1 protein-coding gene and 1 pseudogene are annotated in these 1,245 nt (G+C 33.4%); both read right to left on the bottom strand.

Translation table 11 applies throughout. The features are described from left to right. Window positions 1-38: 38 nt before the first annotated feature. Complete coding sequence (locus COC46_RS19335) at window positions 39-845, bottom strand: IS3 family transposase (RefSeq protein WP_369700070.1); 807 nt, start codon at window positions 843-845, stop codon at window positions 39-41. Window positions 846-895: 50 nt separating this feature from the next. Further along, window positions 896-1,245, bottom strand: a pseudogene (locus tag COC46_RS23165) (hypothetical protein); the annotation flags it as partial.

Raw genomic sequence — 1,245 nt, 5'->3', positions numbered from 1 at the left:
TAGTCTGAACCCCATTTTTGGGACTTCAGAAAAAACACCTATGCCGCAACCTGCTCGCGATATTTTATCGGGGGCAGGTTATTTAGTTTTATTTGAATTCGTTCATTGTTATAATAATAAATATATTCTTTCACAATCTCAATGATTTTGGAGTTGGTCGCTGCGTAATCTTGAGAGTAGAAGGCTTCTGTCTTCAAATGTGAGAAGAATGATTCGATTTGAACATTATCGTAGCACACTCCTTTTTGGGACATGCTTTGGATGATGTTCTTTTCTTTTACGTATGCCTGAAACTTGGGTGATGTATAGAGACCTCCTTGATCAGAATGTAGTATAACCTTGTTAATTTTCCTTTTCTCCAAAGCTTGATCTACTGTATCGTAGGCTAACTTTAAATTAGGAGAATCACTTATTACGGCGCTTATTACCTCGTTATTAAATCCATCAATAATAGCTGATAAATATAAATGGTTTTCTCCAAATGTTAGAGTCGATACATCTGTATACCACTTTTGGTTTGGAGCTTCAGCTTTAAACTTTCTTTTAATTAAATCTTCCATTTTTACACTTTCAGAAGGTTTATAGTGCACAAATTTTCTTCTTCTGATTTTCGCAAATAACCCAATCTCTCGCATTAATCTTCTAACCTTTTTACGATTAATTCTCAAACCGTGAACTGTCTTTAATTCACCTGTAACTCGTCGGTAACCATACCTTTTCTTATGTTTCTTGTATATTTTTTTTATCAATTTAATTAATTCCTGATCATCATTTGAAAGCTTTTGTCTTTTCCAACGGTAATAACTACTTTTTGGGATCTCAAGAAACAGTAACATTTCTCGAATTGGATATTTTGTCTTTAGTTCCTCTAATACCTTTACAATACATGTCTTCGTTAATTTTTTGAGATCCCTTTTAACTTTCCCAGTAATTCATTCTGCATCTCAAGTTGCTTAATCCTCAATTTTAGTCCTTCTATTTCTGAAAGTTCTTCTATGCCTTTATGGAAGGAATATTGTTTTCCGACAGGTTGTTCAAATCGATGTGTTTCACCTGCTCGATACCACCTCATCCATGTCTTAATCTGAGAGACATTTTTTATTCCTAATGTGTCCATAATTACACTATTTGCATATCCATCTTCTTTCATTTTTACAGCTTTCCATTTTATCTCTGGATCATAATGAACTCTTGTCCCCATAAAAAATACACCCCTTATGTAATATAGTTTACTATACGACATAA

Source organism: Bacillus sp. AFS041924, from assembly GCF_002577195.1.
Classification (GTDB): domain Bacteria; phylum Bacillota; class Bacilli; order Bacillales; family Bacillaceae_G; genus Gottfriedia.
This window is presented reverse-complemented; position numbering and strand designations above follow the sequence as displayed.